The organism is Luteimonas wenzhouensis (assembly GCF_007859305.1).
In the GTDB taxonomy this organism is placed as follows: Bacteria; Pseudomonadota; Gammaproteobacteria; order Xanthomonadales; family Xanthomonadaceae; genus Luteimonas; species Luteimonas wenzhouensis.
The window spans coordinates 1-17,760 of the sequence record NZ_VOHE01000014.1 but is presented as its reverse complement, the minus strand read 5'-3'; the positions used below and the strand labels follow the sequence as shown (position 1 = coordinate 17,760).

The following is a 17,760-nucleotide window of genomic DNA, read 5'->3' as shown; positions in this document are numbered from 1 at the left end:
GGGCAACCTTCACGCCTTCCCGGTGCAACTGCCGCCACACCTTGCGCGCCCCGTAGGCCTGGCGGTTCTCTTGCCAGACCCGGTCGATCTGCGACGCCAGCGCCTGCTCCCGGTGCCAGCGTGGGGGCTGGCGCGCCGGGTCGACCTGGCGGCTGGCGTGGTCGTAGTACGTCGACGGGGCGATCGGCAGCACCTTGCAGATCGGCTCGACCCCGTAGGCATCGCGGTTGCGATCGATGAAGTCCTTCAGGACTTGTACCGGCGGTCGAGCTCCGCCTGGGCAAAAAACGCCGACGCCTTGCGCAGGATCTCGTTGGCCTGGCGCAGCTCGCGCACTTCGCGCTCCAAGGCCTTGATCCGCGCCTGCTCGTCGGTCGTCAGCCCCGGCCGCAGCCCACTGTCCCGCTCGGCCCGACGGACCCACGTCCGCAGCGTCTCTGCCTTGCAGCCGATCTTCCCGGCCACCGACGTAATCGCCGCCCACTGGGAGCTGTGCTCGCCCTGGTGATCCAGGACCATCCGCACCGCCCGTTCACACACCTCGGGTGCGTACCTCGTCAATTTGTTGCTCATGGCTCCATCCTCTCAAGGTTTGGAGCCTCCGGGAAAGGCGGGGCGATTCACTTACCAGGACCGATGCAATTGACTCAAGTCAATCCCTGGCGAGGCCCAAGGTACGGTCTCGCACGGGTGCCGTCGGCGAGGGCGGTACGGCGGCCGACTTGGCCAGGCGAAGTGCATTGGCCACCACCGATACCGAACTCAAGCTCATTGCCAGCGCCGCGACCATCGGACTCAGCAGGATCCCGAACGCGGGGTAGAGCACCCCGGCCGCGACCGGCACCCCAAGCGCGTTGTACAGGAACGCGAAGGTGAGGTTCTGCTTCATGTTGGCCACGGTGGCCTGGGAGATCTTGCGGGCGCGCAGGATGCCGCGCAGGTCGCCCTTGACCAGGGTGATCTGGGCGCTGGACATCGCGACGTCGGTGCCCGTGCCCATGGCGATGCCGACGTCGGCGGCGGCCAGCGCGGGAGCATCGTTGATGCCGTCGCCGGCCATCGCCACCCGCCGGCCTTCGCCCTTGAGGCGCTGCACCAGTTCGGCCTTGTCCTCGGGGCGGACCTCGCCATGCACTTCGTCCAGGCCTAGCTCGGTGGCTACGGCCCGTGCGGTGGTGAGCCCGTCACCGGTGGCCATGATGATGCGCAGCCCGGCGGCGTGCAGCTCATTGATGGCGGTCGCGGCCGACGCCTTGATCGGGTCTGCGACCGCGATCAGACCCGCCAAGCGACCGTCCACGGCGAGGAACATGGCGCTAGCACCCTCGCGGCGCAGACGCTCGGCGACGTCGAGATGCGCACCGGGATCGGCGCCCATATCATCCATGAGTGCGGTATTGCCCAACGCAAGCGCGTGACCCGCTACGGTTCCGCGCACACCCATGCCGGTCACCGAGTCGAAGTCCTCCACGCGGTCGAACTCGAAGTTCCGGCGTCGGGCCTCGACCACGATGGCATCGGCCAGCGGATGCTCGCTGCCCTGGTCCAGGCTGGCCGCCAGGTGCAGCACCTGGTCGGCGTCGAAGCCCTCGAAGGCCACGACTTCCTTGAAGGCCGGGCGCCCTTCGGTGAGCGTGCCGGTCTTGTCGACGATCAGGGTGTCGATGCGGCGCATATGCTCGATGGCTTCGGCATCGCGGAACAGCACGCCCACCTGCGCCGCCTTGCCCGTGGCGACCATGATCGACATCGGCGTCGCCAGGCCCAGCGCGCAGGGGCAGGCGATGATCAGCACCGAGACCGCGTTCAGGATGGCAAAGGTCCAGGCCGGGTCCGGGCCGAAGAAGCCCCAGATGAAGAAGGTGGCCACCGCGATCGCCAGCACTGCGAGCACGAACCAGTAGGCGACGGTATCAGCCATCCGCTGCATCGGCGCGCGGGAGCGCTGCGCCTGCGCGACCAGCTGCACGATCTGCGACAGCACCGTATCGGAACCCACCTTGGCGGCGCGGATCACCAGTGCGCCAGTGCCGTTCTGGGTCGCGCCGATGACCTGGTCGCCCGCGGTCTTCTCGACCGGGATCGGCTCGCCGGTGAGCATCGATTCGTCGACGCTGGAGCGGCCCTCGACCACTTCGCCATCCACCGGCACCTTCTCGCCAGGACGCACGCGCAGGTGATCGCCGACATGCACGTGGGTCAGCGGGATGTCTTCCTCGGTACCGTCGGGGTTGACCCGCCGTGCTTCCTTGGGCGCGAGACCGAGCAGGCCCTTGATCGCCGCGGAGGTTTTCGAACGTGCCCGCAGCTCCAGCATCTGGCCCAGGAGCGTCAACGATACGATTACCGCTGCCGCCTCGTAATACACACCGACGCGCCCGTGCTCGGTAAACGACGGCGGGAACAAGCCGGGTGCCAGCGTGGCGACCAGGCTGTAGCCAAAGGCGGCCGCAACGCCAATCCCGATGAGGGTGAACATGTTCGGGCTGCGGTTGCGGATCGACTGCACGCAGCGCTCGAAGAACGGCCAGCCGGCCCACAGCACGACCGGTGTGGTCAGGACCAGCTCGACCCAGGTTTGCAGGTCGATCGACAGCGGCAGGATCTGCACGCCGCCCAGCACGATACGCGGGAGGTACTGGCCGAACATGGCCAGCACGAGCGTCACCACCGTCAGCGGAAGCGTCCACCAGAACCGGCGCGAGAAGTCGCGAAGTTCCGGATTGTCGTCGTCCTCCAGGTTGGGCATTTCCGGCTCCAGCGCCATGCCGCAGAAGGGACAGTTGCCTGGACCCTGTTGTCGAACTTCCGGGTGCATCGGGCAGGTGTAGATGGCGCCGGGCCGTGCCACCTCGGGTTCGTCCCGGGACGTCAGGTAGCGCTCGGGATCAGCCACGAACTTCGCGCGGCATCGCTCCGAGCAGAAGTGAAAATGGGCGCCAGCGTGGTCCGCATGATGCGGCGTGGTGGCGGGATCTACCTGCATGCCACAGACCGGGTCGGTTACCCGTCCATCTGCAGTCTCGACAGGGACAGCGCCTGCGGAGTGATGGTCATGGGACGACGGTGAGTTCATGCCGATGCTCGCTTTAGTGGGGATGGACTGCCAAGGCAGTGTGCCATTGGGGGTTACACAGCTATTCGGGGCTGAGCGTCCCGAGCACTGAAACAACAACCAGGATCAAGATGGCCAGCGCGGCCTCAGCCGTAACACTCTGCCGCAAAGCCCGCACCTCCTGCGCGGGATCTCCGCTGGTCAGCGCCCGTCCCAGGCGCGGCACCAGCGTCCATCGGTGCAGCGCTCCCAAACCCAGCATTCCAGCGAACAGGGCCAGTTTGAACAGCAGCAACTTCCCGTAGGTGCTCTGAAACAGGGCCGACAACGACCACGCAGTGAGATCCCCGTAGTGCGCGATGCCGGACACGACGAGCGCAGCAACGAAAATCGTTCCCAGCGTCGAAAATCCATGCAGAAAGTCATGCGTTGATCGCAGACGCCCGCTGCCGGAGGCCTCCTTGCCGCGCAGGAGCATCCCCAGGAACATCAGGACCGCTGCGATCCAGCCGCCTGCCGCAAGAAGATGGACAAGGCCCGCAGCAAGCCGGACCGCGCCTGCCACGCCCTCACCAGCGGCCGCGTGGCCGTTCCATGCCAGAGAAGCGAGTGCGCCGCCCGCCAGCGTCGCCGCCAGCGGGAAGGCGGGCTCCACCTGCCCGCGGCGACGGTGCCATCCGAGCACAAACATCAGGGCGAGCAGCAGCGCGCCTCTCGCAATCGCTGCCCGGCCCGCGGACGACTCGAGCAGATACCAGCCAAGCGATCCGCGATCAACGTCGGCGACCGGAATTCCCATGATGCCCGCGGTCTTGAAGACGACATCGGCCCCGGTGAGCACGAGACCGACGGTGGCACTCACCAACAGAACGCCCATGAGTGGCCACCCGGCCAAGGCGTCGGCGAGTGCCGATCGACGCGAACCGTACCAACCGAACAGTGGAACCCCGAAAAGCACCATGAGAACAAGGTATTCCAGGAATCTCAGTGCATAAGCCGACAAGTCGAACATTTGTGGCTCCTCAGCGCACCGTGAAGCTGAAACTGCCCGTCATGGGGTGGTTGTCGCCACCGACGGCGCGGTATTCCACGGTATAGACGCCCGGAGCCAGCGGTCCAGGCAACTTGGCACGCAGGGTCTTGCCGTTGTTGACGATCTCGGTCGTGAAATTCTCGATCGGCATGGTGGAACTGCCGTGCTTCATGAGCAACTTGAGACGCGACGCCCGCGGAATCAATGTTTCGTTGAATACGAGATCGATCTGGCCTGGCGAGGCCACCACCGCATTTGCCGCCGGTGTGGACTGCTGCAGCGCGGCGTGGGCGTGCGCGATCTGCAGGGAGAACTGCCCAGCCGCAATCGCGAGGACGAGCGCGAAGGAGCGAAGGACGTTTGATGATCTCATAGTGATTAATCCTCATTGCGAATGTGATGCTAAGCCCCGTTGGGGGCCGTGCTGTGTTGGACCCGACATGCGTTGGATGTCGGGCTGTCACCGAAACCACGGTTGGTCGGCTTTTGATATTTGAGATGAGGATCCCGCCGCTCAGACGGGATCCTCGACGCATCAAGCCGCCATGGCGCTGCAGCTTTCCGCGCAGCGGCGGCAAACTTCGGCGCAACGCGTCATCTCAGGGTCATTCATGGCGTCGCATGCATCGGCGCACTGGCGGCAGACCTCCGCACAGGCACTGCAAACCACGTCGTGAACGCTGGCACCGCGCAGCATCGCGTCGGCACTGGTTGCGCAGATATCGGCACACGTCGCAAGGAGTGCGATGTGCTCTGGGGCCGCGTGGGCACCTCCTTTGGTCAGGCAATAGTTGATGGTCTCCAGGCAGATCTCATGACACTGCGTGCAGTTGTCGATGCACTCGTTCATGGCCTGGGACCGGTGTGCCGCGGAATGGTGGGTCATGTGGTTCTCCTTCTTCCTCGCGGACGAGACTCGGCGCGCCCGCAACACCGCCCCTGTTGCTCCGACGGATCAATGCTGTGCGAAGGGTTCGGTGGTTCCGTCGTGACGGACCAGCTCGACCGTGTACGGCTGTTGTCGCCCGGCAGGGACCTCCATGCCCGGCGAGCCGAGCGGCATTCCCGGCAGGACCAGGCCGCGTGCGTCCGGCTTTTCTTCGAGGAGGCGCTTGATGTCCTCGGCCGGGACATGGCCCTCGATGACGTATCCGCCGACCTCGGCCGTGTGGCAGGAGCCCTTTGCATAGGGGACACCCAGGCGCTCCTTGACCGGACCCAGGTCATCCATGTCGTGCACATCCACGGTGAAGCCCGCCTTCTGCACGTGGTCGACCCAGCTACCGCAACACCCGCAGGTCGGAGTCTTGTGGACGGTCATGCGTGGCAGGGCAGCGGGAGTGGCGTCGGCTGTTTCAGAGACGACCTGTGCAGCGGGTGCGATGGTGGATTGCGCGGGTGTAGCCGCCTGGGTGCAGGCACCCAAGCCGGCGACCGCAAAAGCCACCCACGCCAGTCGATTCAATCTGTAAGCATTCATTTCGGCTTCTCCAGTCAGCGCTTGGTCCGCGAGGACCAGTGGATGTGGACGATCCGCCAGCCGTCCGTGGTCTGCTTCAGCACCATCGTCTCGGTGCTCTGGACGGTCAGTGGCTGGCCGTCCTGCTGGGCGTGCAGCTCGCTTTCGGTTCCGACCCACGCGAACTCGCCAGCGGTTCGTGCACGCTGACGGAGCAGCTGGCGATGGGCGCCCTTGAGGAACGCCGCATCGCTGACTGCGTGATGGCCCATGTATTCCTCGCGGCTGCGTTCTGCACCTCCGGACTCGAGGATGAGAACGTCGGCAGCGAGCAGGGCTTCGACCGTGGCCAGGTCGCCGCTGGACAGGGCGGTGTTGAACCGTTCCGCCACGGCGACCGCGGCCTCTGCAGTGGCTGGGACGTCGACGTCCGCAGATGGCGCGGCAGCGGGGCGATGTGCGTGCGACGGTGTCGCCTGCGCCATTGCGGGGGACACGACGGCCAGTGCCAGCGCCAGGGTGAAGGAGATTGCTGTTGCGTTCATTGCGCGGGCTCCAACGAGATCAATGGGTGTGTGCATGGCCGTCACCGACCTCGGGCGTGCGTGGTGCAGGGTGCGACTCCACCTTGCCGTCGGGATGGCGGTGGTCCACCAAGCCGACTTCCGTGTCGCCGGGTGATGGGCCGTGGTGATCATCGGCCACACCCAGCGGGTGCGCATGCGGCATGGAGTTGTTGCCCGGCTCGGAGGTGGCAACGTGGTCCTCGGCCGTTTCGTCGTCATGGTGGCCTTGCGTCTCGCCGCCGCCATGCGAATGGCCTTCGCTGCTGTCGACCAGCTCCTTGTACGCAGTCGCGTCGAGCGTAGGCAGCACCTGCAGGAACGCGGCCATGTTCCAGATGTACTCGTCGCTCATGTTCTTGCCCCAGGCGGGCATGCCGCTGGCCTTGATCCCGTGCTAGATCACCCAGAACGCTTTGGCCACGTCGACCTTGTGCTTACTGAGGTCCGGCGGCGTGGGATACAGGCCCTGGCTCAAGTCGGTTTCGGCCATCGACGGGGCCAGGTGGCAGCCAGCGCACATCGCCGCATAGTTGCCCGCGCCCTGGACGATCCGTGTGCGATCGTCTAGGCCCGACGGCACGTCCAGCCGTCCCGCACGTGACACGATGGAGCGCTCGCGTGCGGTTTCGAGCAGGAAATGCACGGGCTTCGTGTGCATGTCATCGGCGGCGACGTTGTACACGCCGCCCCAGATGAAGCCCGCCGTACCGGCCACGACAACCAGCGGAACCCCGATCAACCAAACACGCTTGCGTGTCTTTGGTTGCATGTGTGTTCTCCCATCAGAACCAGATTCGGACGCCGGCCACGACCCGGGTGTCGTCGACGTCCCCGGACCGTGCGCGACGCTGGTCCGCCGTTCCGCCGTAGGCACGCTCCCAGACGACGCCGACATAGGGAGCGAACTGCCGATGGAACTCGTAGCGCAGGCGGAAACCGGCTTCGACCTTGCTCAGTCCGCTGCCGATTCCAACCGCCGGATCGTCCTTGCTCCAGGCTTCGCCCTCGACGAGCCACTGGCCGATCAGCCGGTTGGTGAACAGCATTTCGTATTCGGCTTCCGCCCCAAGCCCGACCTGGCCGGACTCGCCCAGGTACGCGGTCGCTTCGACTTCAAACTTGTACGGGGCAAGGCCGATGACGCCGAGCGCGGCATAAGTGCGCGACGGGCCGCCGCCAAAGCCGAAGTCATGTCGGACACCGGCGACTGCATCCCACCATCGGGCGATGGCCCGACCGTACAGGACTTCCACATCCGCCGACTCGGTGGAGCCGCCCGCACGCTCGCCCTCGCTGCGGAGCCAAAGCCGGTTCAAATCTGAGCCGACCCAGGCTTTCGCTTCCCAAGCCATGCCGGTGCCGTCCTCATCCGCGTCCCACGCTTCGAGCCGGTCAAGCGACCAGTACGAGTTGATCGATTCGCCGTGTATCACGTGGTCGTCGAGGTTCTTGAATGCCGCGGCGCGATCGGCCGGGGTGAGGACAGGGATGGGCTCGTGCGGCTCCGCGGTCGCCGGAAGATCCTGGCTGGCACCAGGCTGATGGCCCATCGACGCGTGGTCCATGCCAGAGTGATCCATCTCGGAGTGGTCCATCGTGGAGTGGTCCATCCCCGAGTGGTCCATCGTGGAGTGATCCATCGTGGAGTGATCCATCGTGGAGTGATCCATCGTGGAGTGATCGCTGCCGGCAGTGTCCGCGGCCCCATGTTTCATGGAGCCGTGGTCCATGGCCCCGTGATCATCGGACATCGTGTCTGTCGGAGTCGGCTGGTGGCCGGCGTGTGGGTCAACAGGCTCAGGTGACGATGGTGTCGCAGCTGGAGCCGGCTTCGCTTCCGGATGGTGCGAGGCGTGGTCTGTCTCCTGCGCCCACGCGGGCGCGAACCCAGCGGCAAGCCACAGTGCGGAGGCCAGGCCGATGGCCAGGGGATGGCGGCTGGAACCGATCATGGCGCTCATTCCTCCACCCGCACTTCGCGGAACATGCCGGCTTCCATGTGGTAGAGCAGGTGGCAGTGGTAGGCCCAGCGGCCAAGGGCATCCGCTCGCACCCGGTAGCTGCGCTTGGTGCCTGGTGGCATGTCGATGGTGTGCTTGCGCACCATGAAGTTGCCGGATTCATCCTCGAGGTCGCTCCACATGCCGTGGAGGTGGATCGGGTGCGACATCATCGTGTCGTTGACCAGCACGATCCGCATGCGCTCGCCGTAGTTGAGGCGCAGGGGCTCCGCGTCAGCGAACTTCACTCCGTCAAAGGACCAGGCGAAGCGCTCCATGTGGCCGGTCAGGTGCAGCTCGACCGTGCGGCCGGGTTCACGCCCGTCGGGATCGCGGAACGTGCTCCGCAGGTCGGCGTAGGTGAGCACGCGGCGGCCGTTGTCGCGCAGGCCGATGCCCGGATCATCGAGCCTGGGCGCCGGCGCCATCGTCTGCATGTCCACGAGAGGGTTGCCGGTTTCGCTGTCGGGGTGCTCCTGCATCCCACCGGCCCCGTGATCCATGCCGGCCATGCTTCCGCCGGCCATTGCGCCTCCGGCCATCGACGACATGTCGTGGACGCTGTGGTCCATCCCAGCCATTGAGCTAGACATCGAGGACATGTCGTGACCGCCGCCGCCCATTCCGCCGTGGCCCATGTCGTCCATGGTGAGCAGGGGCTTGGGGTCGACCTCGGGCACCGGCGCCCGCAAGCCTTCCCGGACGGCGAGCGTGCCGCTGACGTAGCCGGTACGGCCGCTGTCCTGGGCGAAAATGGTGAACGCATCCTGCCCGGTGGGTTCGACGATGACGTCGAAGGTCTCGGCGGTGGCGATGCGGAGCTCGTCGACCGAAACCGGATGCACGTACTGTCCATCGGCTGCGACCACGGTCATCTTCAGGCCCGGGATCCGCACGTCGAAGTACGTCATCGCGGAGCCGTTGATGAAGCGGAGGCGGACCTTCTCGCCCGACCGGAACAGCCCGGTCCAGTTGCCGAGCGAGGTCATGCCGTTCATGAGGTAGGTGTAGGTGTTGCCGTTGACGTCCGACAGGTCGGTCGGCGTCATCCGCATCCGGCCCCACATCTTGCGGTCTTCGACCGTGGCGGCCAGGCCGTGCTGCTTCACGTCGTCGAAGAAGTCGCCGACCGTCTGCTTGGAGAAGTTGTCGAAGTCAGACCGCTTCTTGAGCCTGGCGAACAGGCGCTTCGGATCGAGGTCGGTCCAGTCGCTGAGCATGACCACGTAATCGCGGTCATAGGCGAAGGGCTCGGGTTCCAGCGGCTCGATCACCAGTGGCCCGTAGAGACCGGCCTGCTCCTGGAAGCCGGAATGGCTGTGGTACCAGTAGGTGCCGCCCTGCACGACGTTGAAGCGGTACTGGTAGGTCTCGCCACGGTTGATGCCGTTGAAGCTCAGCCCGGGCACGCCGTCCATGTCGGCCGGCAGCAGGATGCCGTGCCAGTGGATCGATGTCTGGTTGCCATGGATCGAGCCGGGGGGCAGGGCATTGCGGACCCGCAGGTTGACGGTGGTGCCTTCGCGCCAGCGCAGCAGCGGCGCTGGAATCGAGCCGTTGACCGTGATCGCCGGACGCGTGGCACCGGTGAAGTTCATCGGGGTCTCGCCGATGGTCAGGTCGAAGTCGGTGCCCGAGAGCACATTGGGGACGCCTTCGGCCTTGACGGCCCAGCTGGAGCGGGGCCATAGGCCGAGGGCTGCAACGGCGCCTCCGGCGGCAAGGCCTTGGACAAAGAGGCGGCGCGACGGGGCGGACAGCCCCTCGGCGCGGCCGAGAAGATCGGATGACATGGGAACTCCGGGAGAGTGACGAGGGCTCGCGAGGCGAGCGTTTCCCTGTCGGTGCGGAGCAGCGAACAGGGTCCATCAGCGCCTTAAAAGGCGCGCGGCGACACTTAGCCGATCGGAGGTCGGAAAAGATTGGTCAGTGCAGCGGACGCGTGCACTGACAGGAACGGTTCGGCGGATTGCCGGTACCGGATGGTGAAGTCGGCGAGTGCCGACCCGGCGAGCGCCGCTGCGCAATGGTGCATGCAGGGGCAGCAATTGCCCGTCTCGCAGCAATCGTCCAACGACGATACAGCCCCGACCTGGTCAATGAGCTGCGGATGATGGTGATCGTCGGCCACCGGAACGGCCGCTGCGCCCCCTTGGCAGGCAGCCATAGACTCGGCCGCTGTCTGCGCCGTGGTCATGTGGATGGCGTCACCCGCGGAGTCGCGCACGTGCTCCATGTGCATGGACGCGCCAGCGATGCCCGGACCGTTCGCCAGCAAGGCAACGATCAGGAACAACCGCATCATGAGCGCGCGGAAAGGCATGCGCTTGAGTATACGTCCCGAAGTAAACGCCGGATGAATACAGCGACAACGCCTGTTGGCTTATCTCAGGGAAGCCTCGGAACGCCTTGGGCGATTGTGTAACAAGCGGTAGATCGGGTAGCTTCCGCGCAATGTCCCGGTTTCGCTTCCGTTCGCCGCCTATCGCCGCGCAGGCTGTGCTCCTGGGGCTGCTAGTGTTTGGCCTCCTGTTGCAGCCCGTGATCGCAGCTGTGGGCGAGATCCACGCCCTTGCGCATGACCCATCCGGGACCCATCAGCATGAACTGCGCACCGGCATCTCCGATGGGGAGCAAGCCGTGCCTGGCGAGCAGGGTCAAGGGGAGTCCGAAACGCTGCACATGTTCGTCCACTTCGCGCATTGCTGCGGCTTCACTGCAGCGTTGCTGCCCGGGGTAGCGCAACTGTCCGCGCTATCCCCCGCGGGCCAGCTGATGGCCACGAAGCTCGTCCTTTTGCCGTCGGCGCACCTGTCGAGCCCTTTCAAGCCTCCGATCTACGCGTGACCCCTCTGTCGGCGAGTCGCCGACCGTTGTCGTCCCCCTAGCTCGGAGCAATCCATGAATTTTCGATTCGCGGCCAAGGTCGCGTTCGTCGTCGTCTGTGCCGTGGTCCTTCCCACGCACGCGAGCGACACCCTGACCCTGCGCGACGCTTTCCAGCGCGTGGCTGATACCCATCCCGATCTTCGCCTGTTCGGTCCCCGCCGCGACGCGCTGGAAGCGGAGCTGGAACGGGCGTCCCTGCGTCCCGCGCTGTTCGGCGGCGTCGAGGTCGAGAACGTGCTTGGCAGCGGCGCCGCGAGCGGCGTGTCAGGCGCAGAGGTCACGCTGACATTGGCTTCCGTGCTGGAGCGTGGGGGAAAGCTGGACGCCCGACGCGTACTCGCCCAGAGCCGGATCGACACCCTGGCGGTTGAGCGCGAGGGTCGGCGCCTGGACCTCCTGGCGGAAGTCGCCCGACGCTACCTGGCGGTCGTAGCGGCGCAGCACCAGGGCGCCATCGCCCGCATGGACATTGACCAGCGGGACCAGACCGTCACTGCGGCGCGACGTCGTCACGAGGCCGGAGCCTCGCCTGAGGCCGTTGTGCTGACTGCCGAAGCGGCGGCAGCACGTGCGCGGCTCGAGCTGGCACGAGCGGCACAAGCCGAAATGGCCGCGCGCCAGCATCTGGCCGCACTTTGGGGTGAACGCAGCCCGACGTTCCAGGTCGCAGGAGGAGACCCCTTGGCGCTGCCCGAAATTGTGGACTTTGCGGAGCTCGCCGCCTGGCTGCAGCGCACACCGGAGCTTGCCCGGTTCGTCGACGAGCGGCGTGTGCGCGAGGCCCGGCTCCAGCTTGCTCGCAGCGAGGCGACCCCAGATCTGAATTGGCAGGTCGGTGTGCGTCGCATGTCCGACGACAACGATTTCGGTCTGGTCGGGAGCGTTTCCATCCCCTTCGGCGCACGGGGCCGTGCAGAGCCTGGGATTCGTGCTGCGCAGGCTGAGCTGGCGGGACTGGAGATCGAGCGCGAGGCAGCAGGGTTGTCCCTCTATTCGACCTTGGCCGAGGCACACGGGCGCTTCGAGGTGGCCCGCCTGGAAGCACAGCGGCTAGGTGAGGACGTGCTTCCACGTCTGGCCAAGGCCGAAGCCGCGGCCGCCACCGCGTACCGCGCAGGCGCCGCCAGTTATCTGGAGTGGTCGAGCCTGCAGGCGGAGCACGCCGCCGCACGGCAGCAACAGCTGGCGGCGGCGCTGGAAGCCCAGCGCGCCCTGATCGAGATCCAGCGGCTGACCGGCCAGGCATTCGTCGCCGGCCCGGGCCTGCAACACAACCAAGGAGCAACCCCATGAAGCCTGTCCACCTGATTCCGGCACTGGCGCTGGCCTTGGTCCTCGCAGCCTGCGGTGGCGAGCCGGACCAGCCGGCCAAGGACGCACATGCGAACGACGCCGCCGACCACGGAACGGAGGCCGACGAACACGGCCATGAGGCGGATGAAGTCGCCAGCACGGTCATCCCTGCGGAAATCGCTGAAAAGTCCGGTATCAAGACCCAGCCGGCCGGCCCCGGCGTGATCGCCGACGAGCATGAGGTGCAAGGCCTGCTGACCCCGGTTGAGGGTCGTGTTGCGCAGGTCACCGCCCGTTTCCCTGGCCCGATCCGTTCGTTGCGCGCCAACGTCGGCGACCCGGTCCGCGCCGGGCAGACGCTGGCGACGATCGAGAGCAACCTGAGCCTGAGCACCTACAGCGTTGCCGCGCCGATCTCCGGCGTGGTCGTCGAGCGCAGTGCCTCGGTCGGCGGCCTGGCCAGCGAGGGTGCGCCCCTGTTCCAGATCGCCGATCTCTCGCAGCTCTGGGTCGACCTCCACATTTTTGGCGCCGACGCCCAGCACATCCAGCCTGGCGTGCCGGTCGCGGTCACCCGCATGAGCGATGGCGAGACGGTCCACACCACGCTCGAACGTGTGCTCCCGGGCATGGCCACGGCCAGCCAGAGCACAGTCGCCCGCGCAACGATCGACAACGCCGACAACCAGTGGCGGCCGGGAACGGCAGTCAAGGCGCGGATCACCGTCGCGCAGCAGCCGGTTGACCTGATGGTGCCGTTGACCGCGCTGCAGTCGATGGATGGCCAGGACGCCGTGTTCGTACGTGAAGGCGAGACGTACCTGGCCCGACACGTGGAACTCGGCGCCCGCGATGCCACGCGGGCGCAGGTCCTCTCGGGCCTGAGCGGCGGCGAGGAGGTCGTCGTCGCGGAGAGCTACCTGATCAAGGCGGACATCGGCAAGGAGGGCGCGTCGCATGACCACTGACACCACAGTCCGCCAGGCCGGTCTGCTGGAGCGGATCGTCCGGTTCTCGATTCGGCATCGCTGGATGATGCTGGTGCTGACCCTCGGGCTGATCGGTGTGGGCATCTGGAGCTTCACCCGGCTCCCGATCGATGCAACGCCGGACATCACCAACGTCCAGGTGCAGATCAACACCGAGGCGCCCGGCTACTCGCCACTGGAATCCGAGCAGCGGATCACCTATCCGATTGAGACGGCACTCGCCGGCTTGCCCCGTCTCGACTACACGCGCTCATTGTCCCGGTACGGGTTGTCGCAGATCACCGTCGTGTTCGAGGACGGCACCGACCTGTATTTCGCCCGGCAGCAGGTGGCCGAGCGCCTGCAGCAGATCCGCTCGCAGATTCCGGAGGGCCTGGAGCCCGAAATGGGCCCGATTTCGACCGGGTTGGGCGAGATCTTCATGTACACCGTGGATGCGGCGCCCGACGCGACCAAGCCGGATGGCAGCCAGTGGAGCCCCACCGACCTGCGCACCCTGCAGGACTGGGTCATCCGGCCGCAGATGCGCAACACCCCGGGGGTGACCGAAGTCAACACGATGGGCGGCTTCGAGCGGCAGATCCATATCACGCCGGACCCGTCCAAGCTGGTCGCACTCGGCTTCACGCTGCAGGACATCGTCGACGCGGTGGCCGCCAACAACCAGAACATGGGCGCCGGTTACATCGAGCGCAACGGCCAGCAGTACCTGGTGCGCGTGCCCGGCCAGGTCGGCGGGATCGACGAGATCCGCAACATCGTGCTGGACCGGCGCGAAGGCCTGCCGATCCGGGTTGCGGACGTGGCGCAGGTGGGTGAAGGCCCGGAGCTTCGTACGGGCGCGGCCACCCAGAACGGCGAAGAGGTCGTGCTGGGCACCGTGTCGATGCTGGTCGGCTCCAACAGCCGCAGCGTCGCGCAGGCCGCGGCGGCGAAGCTGCAGGACGCGAACGCGAGCCTGCCAGAAGGCGTCACCGCGACGGCGGTCTACGACCGCACTGCGCTGGTCGAACGCACCATGCAGACCATCTCGAAGAACCTGGTCGAGGGCGCCCTGCTGGTGATCGTGGTCCTGTTCCTGCTGCTGGGAAACTTCCGCGCCGCGCTCATCACCGCAGCCGTCATTCCCCTGGCCATGCTGTTCACGATCACCGGAATGGTGCGCGGCGGCGTGTCCGGCAACCTGATGAGCCTGGGTGCACTCGACTTCGGCCTGATCGTCGATGGCGCGGTCATCATTATCGAGAACGTCCTGCGCCGGTTTGGCGAGATGCAGCATCGGCTTGGCCGGTCGCTGACGCGCGAGGAGCGCAACGACCTGACCGCTACCGCCACGGTCGAGGTCATCCGGCCCAGCCTGTTCGGCATGTTCATCATCGCCGCGGTGTACCTGCCGATCTTCGCGCTGACCGGGATCGAGGGAAAGATGTTCCATCCCATGGCGATCACGGTGGTGCTGGCCCTCACCGGTGCAATGGTCTTGTCACTCACCTTCGTTCCCGCATCCATCGCGATCTTCATGGGCAACCGGGTCCAGGAGAAGGAGAACCGGCTGGTCCAGTGGGTGCGACGCGGCTATAAGCCGTTGCTCTCGTGGTCGCTCCGTCGGCAGAACTGGGTGTTTGCCGGCGCGTTTGTCTTGGTTGCCGTGTCCCTGCTTGTCGCCACGCGCCTGGGCAGCGAGTTCATTCCCAGCCTGGACGAGGGTGACGTCGCCATGCATGCGATCCGCATCCCGGGCACTGGCCTGGAGCAGTCGGTGAAGATGCAGCTCGCCGTGGAGGAGCGGCTGATGCAGCTTCCCGAAGTGGAGCGGGTGTTCAGCAAGATCGGCACGGCCGAGGTGGCTACCGACCCGATGCCACCAAACGTCGCCGACACCTTCCTGATGATGAAGCCACGCGGGCAGTGGCCCGACCCACGCAAGCCCAAGGACGTACTGCTCGACGAGATCGAGGCGGCGGTGGCGACGCTCCCAGGCAACAACTACGAGTTCACGCAGCCGATCGAGATGCGGACCAACGAGCTGATCTCCGGCGTGCGTGCGGACGTGGCGGTCAAGGTGTTCGGCGATGACCTGGACACGCTGGTCGAGGTGGCCGAACAGGTCGAGGCCGTTGCCAGGCAGGTCGAGGGCGCAGCCGACGTCAAGACCGAACAGGCGACCGGCTTGCCACTGCTGACGATCGTGCCGGATCGTGCGGCGCTTGCGCGCTTCGGCTTGAATCCCGGGGTTGTGCAGCAGACCGTTGCCACCGCGGTCGGTGGCCAGGTTGCCAGCCAGCTGTTCGAGGGCGACCGCCGGTTCGACATCGTGGTCCGGTTGCCGGAACAGATGCGCGTCGATCCGGCGGCCCTTCAGGACCTGCCGATCCCTTTGTCCGACGATGCAAACGCGGACAGATCGAGCCTGGACCCCAGTTGGGCAACTGCGCGAACCATACCGTTGCGGGAGGTCGCGAGGGTCGAAAGCCTGCTGGGGCCCAACCAGATCAACCGCGAGAACGGAAAGCGCCGGGTGGTGGTGACCGCCAACGTGCGCGATCGCGATCTGGGCACCTTCGTCGAAGAGCTGCAGCAGCGCGTCGGGCAGCAGGTGAACGTGCCGGAAGGCTATTGGATCGACTACGGCGGCACGTTCGAGCAGTTGATCTCGGCCAGTCGGCGGCTCGCAGTCGTGGTACCGGTGACGTTGGTCCTCATCTTCGGCCTGTTGTTCATGGCATTCGGCTCGGCCAGGGATGCGGTGATCGTGTTCAGCGGCGTGCCGCTGGCGCTGACGGGCGGTGTGGCCGCACTGGCACTGCGCGGCATCCCGCTGTCGATCACCGCAGGCGTCGGGTTCATCGCGCTGTCCGGCGTGGCCGTGCTCAACGGCCTGGTCATGATCGCCTTCATCCGCAACCTGCGCGAACAAGGCCAGTCGCTGGACGACGCGGTCTTCAACGGCGCCCTCGGGCGGCTGCGGCCCGTGCTGATGACCGCCCTGGTCGCGTCGCTCGGCTTCGTCCCCATGGCGCTCAATGTCGGCGCGGGCGCGGAGGTGCAGCGTCCGCTCGCCACCGTCGTGATCGGCGGGATCGTGTCTTCAACGCTGCTCACCCTGCTTGTCCTGCCCACCCTTTACCGTCTTCTGCATCGCGGCGACGCAGCGAAGCCGCAACTGGAGGCCCACTGAGTTGAGTGAAGAGAAGATCGAGATACACGACGCGCACCAGCGCCGGATCCTGTTGATCGTCCTCGCCCTGAACCTCGCGCTTGCCGCGGGGTTTGGGGTCACGGGCGTCGCCGCCGGCTCAAGCGCTCTGATCGCAAATGGACTGGACAATGCGTCCGACAGCGCCGTCTACATCATCACCCTGCTCGCACTCAGTCGCTCACAAGCCTGGAAACGGTCGGCGGCCAAAGTGTCCGGCTGGCTGCTGATCCTGTTCGCCGCTGGGATCCTGGTCGACGTGGGCCGTCGGTTCCTGGGTGACGCCGAGCCCATTGGTACGACGATGATGGTGATGGCGCTGGGGGCCGGCCTGGTAAACGCGACATGCGTGTGGCTGCTCAAGAAAATCCGGCAGGCCAATGTGAACGTGCGTGCCGCGACGACCTTCAGCACCAACGATTTCATCGCCAACGCAGGCGTGCTCGTGGGTGGCGGACTGGTGCTGTGGACCGGGCGGGCCTGGCCCGACCTCGTCGTGGGGCTCGCAGTGGCGGCGATCGCCCTGAAAGGGGGCATCGAGATCCTGCAGGATGCCCGTGGCGAAGAGGACGCTTGAGTGCCGACCTAGGATGGCGGGTGGCGCAGCGTGTCGAGGATGGCGCACTGGCCGCGCTCGCCGCCGCTGCAACTGCCAATCACCCGTTCGAGCTCCGAGGCCATCCGCTGAAGGTCGTTTAGCCGGTTCCGGATGTCCAGCAGGTGCCCGCGGGCAAGACGGTCGACATCCTGGCAGGACAACCCGTCGTCTTCGGCCAGGCCCAGCAGGCTGCGGATCTCCTCCAGCGAGAAGCCCAGTTCGCGTCCGCGGCTGATGAAGCGCAGCCGATCCGCGTCGGCGGGACGGTAGTCGCGATACCCGCCCGCCGTGCGCGGCGGGGCAGGCAACAACCCGATGCGCTCGTAGTAGCGCACGGTTTCGGGATGGCACCCGCTGCGCTCCGCGACCTCTCCGATCTTCATGGGCTTGACTCTGTAGCGACTCCGGGGTTTAGGATCGCCGACCTGGAAGCGGGCCGCAAATCCTCGGACGCCCGCTCGACTCGGAGACATGATCATGAGTGATTCGTGCGGCTGCGGAAGCACGGTGGATATCCGCGCCCTGGAGGCGGGGCAGCGGCGCGTGTTGATGATCCGTAAGCTTCCCCGTCAAGCACACAACGCAAAAGTAGAACTTTCCTCGTATTGCTGGCGGACCTCGGCGGGCGTGAGATCGCCGAGGGAATCGTGGGGGCGCTCCTCGTTGTACTCGAGCATCCACC

18 protein-coding genes, 1 pseudogene and 1 other annotated feature are annotated in these 17,760 nt (G+C 66.2%); of the genes and pseudogenes, 5 read left to right on the top strand and 14 right to left on the bottom strand.

Going from position 1 to position 17,760, the window contains the following annotated elements:
- The 12 genes and pseudogenes from FQY79_RS15060 to FQY79_RS15010 form a co-directional block, all read right to left on the bottom strand.
- Positions 1–573: pseudogene (locus FQY79_RS15060) on the bottom strand (IS3 family transposase); the annotation flags it as partial.
- Positions 176–292, bottom strand: a sequence feature (AL1L pseudoknot). It overlaps the preceding pseudogene by 117 nt.
- Positions 574–652: 79 nt before the next feature.
- Positions 653–3,076: a heavy metal translocating P-type ATPase gene (locus FQY79_RS15055; RefSeq protein WP_146313703.1), complete on the bottom strand. Its 2,424-nt coding sequence runs from the start codon at positions 3,074–3,076 to the stop codon at positions 653–655.
- 61 nt (positions 3,077–3,137) lie between these two features.
- Positions 3,138–4,067 (bottom strand): copper homeostasis membrane protein CopD, encoded by a 930-nt coding sequence (gene copD / locus FQY79_RS15050; RefSeq protein ID WP_146313702.1) that lies wholly within the window; start codon positions 4,065–4,067, stop codon positions 3,138–3,140.
- 10 nt (positions 4,068–4,077) lie between these two features.
- Positions 4,078–4,461, bottom strand: a complete 384-nt coding sequence (gene copC / locus FQY79_RS15045; protein ID WP_146313701.1) for a copper homeostasis periplasmic binding protein CopC — start codon at positions 4,459–4,461, stop codon at positions 4,078–4,080.
- 162 nt (positions 4,462–4,623) lie between these two features.
- Positions 4,624–4,974, bottom strand: coding sequence for a four-helix bundle copper-binding protein (locus FQY79_RS15040; protein ID WP_146313700.1), 351 nt, complete (start codon positions 4,972–4,974; stop codon positions 4,624–4,626).
- Between the two features lie 69 nt (positions 4,975–5,043).
- Positions 5,044–5,568, bottom strand: a complete 525-nt coding sequence (locus FQY79_RS15035) for a DUF411 domain-containing protein (protein WP_246123155.1) — start codon at positions 5,566–5,568, stop codon at positions 5,044–5,046.
- A 14-nt stretch (positions 5,569–5,582) separates the two neighbouring features.
- A complete protein-coding gene (locus FQY79_RS15030; protein WP_146313699.1) occupies positions 5,583–6,092 on the bottom strand; it encodes a nuclear transport factor 2 family protein in 510 nt (169 codons plus the stop codon).
- Between the two features lie 19 nt (positions 6,093–6,111).
- Positions 6,112–6,465 (bottom strand): hypothetical protein, encoded by a 354-nt coding sequence (locus FQY79_RS15745; RefSeq protein WP_246123154.1) that lies wholly within the window; start codon positions 6,463–6,465, stop codon positions 6,112–6,114.
- 42 nt (positions 6,466–6,507) lie between these two features.
- Positions 6,508–6,882, bottom strand: coding sequence for a hypothetical protein (locus FQY79_RS15740; protein ID WP_246123153.1), 375 nt, complete (start codon positions 6,880–6,882; stop codon positions 6,508–6,510).
- A gap of 13 nt (positions 6,883–6,895) precedes the next feature.
- Positions 6,896–8,065 carry a copper resistance protein B gene (locus tag FQY79_RS15820; protein ID WP_281289338.1) on the bottom strand — a complete coding sequence of 390 codons (1,170 nt, stop codon included), beginning with the start codon at positions 8,063–8,065 and terminating at the stop codon, positions 6,896–6,898.
- Between the two features lie 5 nt (positions 8,066–8,070).
- Positions 8,071–9,906 carry a copper resistance system multicopper oxidase gene (locus FQY79_RS15015; protein WP_146313698.1) on the bottom strand — a complete coding sequence of 612 codons (1,836 nt, stop codon included), beginning with the start codon at positions 9,904–9,906 and terminating at the stop codon, positions 8,071–8,073.
- A gap of 104 nt (positions 9,907–10,010) precedes the next feature.
- Positions 10,011–10,436, bottom strand: coding sequence for a CopL family metal-binding regulatory protein (locus FQY79_RS15010; protein WP_146313697.1), 426 nt, complete (start codon positions 10,434–10,436; stop codon positions 10,011–10,013).
- Between the two features lie 131 nt (positions 10,437–10,567).
- Between FQY79_RS15010 and FQY79_RS15005 the strand changes: the two genes are divergently transcribed.
- The 5 genes from FQY79_RS15005 to FQY79_RS14985 are packed head-to-tail and all read left to right on the top strand — an operon-like array spanning position 10,568 to position 17,057.
- Positions 10,568–10,960 carry a hypothetical protein gene (locus FQY79_RS15005; RefSeq protein ID WP_146313696.1) on the top strand — a complete coding sequence of 131 codons (393 nt, stop codon included), beginning with the start codon at positions 10,568–10,570 and terminating at the stop codon, positions 10,958–10,960.
- Between the two features lie 54 nt (positions 10,961–11,014).
- Positions 11,015–12,295, top strand: a complete 1,281-nt coding sequence (locus FQY79_RS15000; protein ID WP_146313695.1) for a TolC family protein — start codon at positions 11,015–11,017, stop codon at positions 12,293–12,295.
- Positions 12,292–13,263: an efflux RND transporter periplasmic adaptor subunit gene (locus FQY79_RS14995; RefSeq protein ID WP_125111693.1), complete on the top strand. Its 972-nt coding sequence runs from the start codon at positions 12,292–12,294 to the stop codon at positions 13,261–13,263. The genes FQY79_RS15000 and FQY79_RS14995 overlap by 4 nt, the downstream gene beginning before the upstream one ends.
- Positions 13,264–13,285: 22 nt before the next feature.
- Complete coding sequence (locus tag FQY79_RS14990; protein WP_146313704.1) at positions 13,286–16,462, top strand: efflux RND transporter permease subunit; 3,177 nt, start codon at positions 13,286–13,288, stop codon at positions 16,460–16,462.
- 1 nt (position 16,463) lies between these two features.
- Positions 16,464–17,057, top strand: coding sequence for a cation efflux transmembrane domain-containing protein (locus FQY79_RS14985; RefSeq protein ID WP_095208872.1), 594 nt, complete (start codon positions 16,464–16,466; stop codon positions 17,055–17,057).
- An 8-nt stretch (positions 17,058–17,065) separates the two neighbouring features.
- Here FQY79_RS14985 and FQY79_RS14980 read toward each other — a convergent pair whose 3' ends face one another.
- Positions 17,066–17,461, bottom strand: a complete 396-nt coding sequence (locus tag FQY79_RS14980) for a MerR family transcriptional regulator (protein WP_095208871.1) — start codon at positions 17,459–17,461, stop codon at positions 17,066–17,068.
- Positions 17,462–17,647: 186 nt separating this feature from the next.
- Positions 17,648–17,760 (bottom strand): integrase core domain-containing protein (locus FQY79_RS14975; protein ID WP_146313328.1); only part of this gene is annotated, 113 nt, incomplete at its 5' end.